The organism is Promineifilum sp. (SeqCode) (assembly GCF_041918635.1).
Lineage (GTDB): Bacteria > Chloroflexota > Anaerolineae > Promineifilales > Promineifilaceae > Promineifilum.
In genome coordinates this window covers 1-4,331 of sequence record NZ_JAYRVJ010000801.1, presented here as the reverse complement: position 1 = coordinate 4,331, position 4,331 = coordinate 1, and the positions used below count along the sequence as shown (strand labels likewise).

Here is a 4,331-nt window from a genome sequence, read left to right as displayed (position 1 = left end):
CTGCACGCCGCCGGCGCGGACGTGACCTATCTCGACATCGAGAGCACCTGGGGGCACGATGCTTTCCTGCTGGAAGTGGACACGATGACGCGGCTGCTGGAGAGTTTCCTGGATCGGCTGTCGGAGGAGGAAGGGATTGCGCTGCCGTGAAAGTAATGGTCAGTGGTCGGTGAGCAGTGCACTGACGACTGACCACTGTCCACTGACCACTAAACACCCATGACCCACTTACACCTACGTCCTGACTTGCAGGCCGTCGCCGGGCTGGTGCCGGCGGAGGCGCGGGCGCTCGACCTGGGGTGCGGCGATGGGGCGCTGCTCGACCACCTGCGGCGCGAGAAGGGCGTGCGCGGCCGGGGCATCGAACTGAGCGAGGCGGGCGTGCTGGCTTGCGTGCGCCGCGGCCTCAGCGTGCGGCAGGGCAACTTGCAGGAGGGGCTGGCCGATTACCCCGACGAGAGTTTCGACTGCGTAATCCTGGCCCAGACCCTCCAGTTTCTGGATGACCCGTTGATGGTCCTGGGCGAGATGCTGCGCGTGGGCCGGACGGCCGTCGTCAGCTTTCCCAACTGGGGTTACTGGCGCTGCCGGCTGGAACTATTGGCCGGCGGCCGGATTCCCGCCGCGCCCGATCTGCCGCAGCCGTGGCACGCCGTCCCCCGCTGGCAGGCGCTCACCGCGGCCGACTTCGCCGGCTTCTGCCGCGCCCAGGGCATCACCGTCCGCACCGCGATCTATCTGGCCGGCGGGCGGGCGGTTCACTTTCTGCCCAACCTGCGCGCCCGCACGGCCATCTTCGCCCTCGAACGGGGATAAGAGGGGAATCCACAGATTTCACAGATGACACAGATTAGCTCTTCAATCCGTGTCATCTGTGTAATCTGCGGATGCTTCTTTCAGTGCGCCCGGTGGGCTTCCCGCTCGTCCGGAACCATTAGGCTAACGACCCAGCTCACCAGGGTCAGCACGATCGCGCCGAGCACCAGATTCCAGAAGAATTCGGGCACGCAGGTGAAGCCGAGGCCCAACTGGTAGGAAACCCAGATGGTCAGCCACAACATGAGGACGTTGATCACGAAGACGAACACCCCCAGCGTCAGGATGATCAGCGGGCACGTCAGCAGGATGACCAGCGGCCGGATCAGGGCATTCACAACACCGAAGATCAACGCGATGATGATCAGCGGCAGGAGTTGCCCGTTCCAGCACAAGTCCACGATCCAGAAGGTCAGGCCCAGAGCAACGGCGCTGACCAGAAGTCGCACAAGAAATCTCATGACGGTCTATCTCCTTTTTACATAACGGGTGGATTGTCAAGGCGCGGGCCGCGCGATCCATGGGACGCGGCTCTGATCACTCTATACGCGGTCAGCGTGTAAACGTTCTTTTCTCTGTCAGGTCTTTAGTCACTTTCTGAACAGCCGCCGCCGCATTCCCCCTCGATTCAGGTACGTGATCGTCTCCCTGAAGCGCGCCGGCTGGAAGCCGAACTGCCGCTGCACCGCGTCGAGGTCGGTCACCTCGGGCATGAAGAAGCGATCCATGAAGTAGCGGCTGACGGGCGGCCAGCGCCACCAGCCCAGCAGCACCGCCGCCGATCGCCGCGCCATCTTGGGCGGCAGCGGCAGGAGGATGCGCGGCCGTTCGGTCACGCGCAAGATCGTCAGCAGGATGTCGCGGTAGCTAAGCCGCTCCGCTCCGGCCACGGTCACGATCCGGTCGAGCGTCGCCGGCCGGTCGAGTGTGCGCAACAGGCAGTGGGCGTAGTCCTCCACCCACATCGGCTGCATGGGGGCCTTGCCGCCGCCCGGCGCCCAGGCCAGCGGCCAACTCCACAGCGCCAGGCTGAAAATGATCTCGCTAAAGCGGTCATCGCGGCCGAAGAGGGTCGCGCTGCGCACGATGGTGTAGGGGATGCCGCTGCGTTGCACCAGCCGCTCCACTTCCCCCTTGGCCCGTAGCAGGGGTTGGACGGCGTGCGGGTCGGCGTTGAGCCGGCTGGGCACGATCAGGCGGCCCACGCCCGCCCGCCGCGCCTCTTCGATGAGCCGCTGCGTGCCGGCCACGTCCACGTGCTGCAGGAGGCGGTTGTTGCCGCGCGCCTCGGCCCCAGCCAGGTGGATGACCGTCTCCACCCCTTCCAACTCGGCGCGCAACGACTGGGCCGAACTCATCCGGCCGCTATAGGGCCGCCAGGGCGCGCCGGCGTGGCTCAGGGCGCGCCCGAGCGAGCGGCCGATGAATCCGGTAGCCCCGGTGACGAGAACCATGACGGTACTTTACCCGCTCTCTCCCGCTTTGGATAGTTCCTGTAGCTCAAGCTGTGGGCGTTCGTAGTCAGGCAATTCATTGCCGTTCTTCGCGCAAAGCAGGGAGGACGGCAATGAATTGCCTGACTACGAACCGGGCTGTGCCACGGTGGCCGGTCGCCCGACAGTTGGGTATGATTGCCGAGCATAGCGACTCAATTCCGCCCCTTATAGCCCATGCGACAACAACTGCTCAACCCGCTTCGCCGCCATCAAATATCCTTCCTCCTGGCCGCTATCCTGCTGCTGGCCGCCGGTCTGCGCCTCTACGCCCTCCGCTTCTCCCTGCCGGCGGCCTTCAACCCGGACGAAGATCTGCTGGTCATGCCGGCCATGAACATCCTCAAGACCGGCGATTTCACCCCGCTGCGCATGGATTACGGCACATTCTTTATCTACCTGCTCGTGCCGCTCTATGCCGCGCTGTTCCTGCTCCAGATGCGCGACGGCCTCATCGGCTCGGTGGACGAGTTGCGCCTCTATGAGCACGGCGCGTTCCCGGCCATCTTCCCCCATCCGGAGTACGTCCTGGTGGCCCGGCTGCTGGTGGTGGCCTTCAGTGTCGGCGCCGTCCTGATCGTCTTCATGCTGGCCCGCCGGCTGGGCAACGAGCGGCAGGGGCTACTGGCCGCCCTGCTGGCCGCCGTCATGCCCGACCTGGTGCTGCACACCCACTTCGCCACCACCGACATCCCCCTGAGCTTCATGGCCGTGCTATCGCTCTACCTGATCGTGCGGGTCTACGACGACTGGGAGCGCGACAGCCTGTGGGCCTACGCCGGGGCGGGCTTCGTCTGCGGCTTGGCCGCCTCGACCAAGTACAACGGCGCGCTGCTGCTGCTGCCGCTCGGCCTGCTGCCCCTGCTCAAGGCGCGGTCGCTCGACGACCTGATCAGCGCTCGCACACTGGCCGGCCCGTTGGGCATGGCCGCCGGCTTCGTGGCCGGCACGCCCTACGCGCTGCTCGACCTGCCGGCCTTCGTCCACGCCTTCGGCTCCAACCTGCGCATCTACAACCGGCCGGGCTACGATCCGACCGGCTCCACCCTCGGCTGGTGGCTGGAGTATCTGTTCACGCACCGCAACGCCCCGGCCGTGTGGCTGGGAGCGGCCGGCGCGGTCATCAGCCTGTTTCGCTGGGGCCGGCGCGGCTGGCTCATCCACATCTTCGTCGCCGCCTACCTGTTCACCATCTTCGGGCAGAGCGAACGGCAACAGCGCTCCTGGCTGGCCATCGCGCCGCTGGTCGCCGTCTACGGCGGGCTGGCGCTGGATACGGCCTGGGTCTGGTGGCGGCGGCGAATGGCCGATAACCGGCGTTGGCGAGTGGCCGCGCCGGCCGCGGTATTGGCCCTGGTGCTTGTTTTGCTGCTTCTACGCGCCGCCGAGGCCAACCGCGCCCTGGCGACGACGGACGTGCGCACGAACGCCCAGCAGTGGATCGAGGCCAACATCCCGCCCGGCACGCCCCTGGCTGTCGACCGCTTCCCGCCCAACATTTCGCCCGAGGTGTGGCCCATGACTCAGGTCTTTGGCCTCTACATGCAAGACCTGGCCTGGTATCAGGCGCAGGGCATCCGTTACCTGGTCATCGGCGACATCATCCACGACGCCTACCGCCTGTCGGATGAGGACTGGCAGCGCTATACCGAACTGACCGGGCAGTTGTGCCTGGTAACCGAGGTCGAAGGCTCCTGGGTGGCCGCGCCCGACCGGCGCATCTGGATCTACGAGGTTCCGCCATGCAGCGACCCGGCCTAGACCGCCTGCTGCGCGTCTGTTACTTCGGCACGTACCGCGCCGGCTATACCCGCAATCAGATCATCCTCAAGGGGTTGCAGGCCCAGCCCGACGTGGCGGTTCACGTCTGCCACGCGCCGCTGTGGCATGGGATCGAAGACCGCGTGGCTCAGGCCAGCGGCGGCTGGCGCAATCCGCGCTTCTGGGGGCGCGTGGCCGGAGCCTATCGCCAACTCATCCGCGTCCACGCCGCCGCGCCTGACTACGACGTGATGCTGATCG

Annotated in this window: 5 protein-coding genes; 3 read left to right on the top strand and 2 right to left on the bottom strand. The window is 66.2% G+C overall.

All coding sequences use genetic code 11. The features are described 5' to 3' along the window. Positions 1–219: 219 nt before the first annotated feature. A complete protein-coding gene (metW, locus tag ACE3UY_RS22865; RefSeq protein ID WP_374689776.1) occupies positions 220–816 on the top strand; it encodes a methionine biosynthesis protein MetW in 597 nt (198 codons plus the stop codon). An 80-nt stretch (positions 817–896) separates the two neighbouring features. Here metW and ACE3UY_RS22860 read toward each other — a convergent pair whose 3' ends face one another. Continuing rightward, complete coding sequence (locus ACE3UY_RS22860) at positions 897–1,265, bottom strand: phage holin family protein (RefSeq protein WP_374689775.1); 369 nt, start codon at positions 1,263–1,265, stop codon at positions 897–899. Between the two features lie 141 nt (positions 1,266–1,406). Continuing rightward, a complete protein-coding gene (locus tag ACE3UY_RS22855; RefSeq protein ID WP_374689774.1) occupies positions 1,407–2,270 on the bottom strand; it encodes an NAD(P)H-binding protein in 864 nt (287 codons plus the stop codon). 216 nt (positions 2,271–2,486) lie between these two features. Between ACE3UY_RS22855 and ACE3UY_RS22850 the strand changes: the two genes are divergently transcribed. Then, complete coding sequence (locus tag ACE3UY_RS22850; protein ID WP_374689773.1) at positions 2,487–4,070, top strand: ArnT family glycosyltransferase; 1,584 nt, start codon at positions 2,487–2,489, stop codon at positions 4,068–4,070. After that, positions 4,052–4,331, top strand: a 280-nt coding sequence (locus ACE3UY_RS22845) for a hypothetical protein (protein WP_374689772.1), incomplete at its 3' end; no start/stop codon positions are given. The genes ACE3UY_RS22850 and ACE3UY_RS22845, both read left to right, overlap by 19 nt.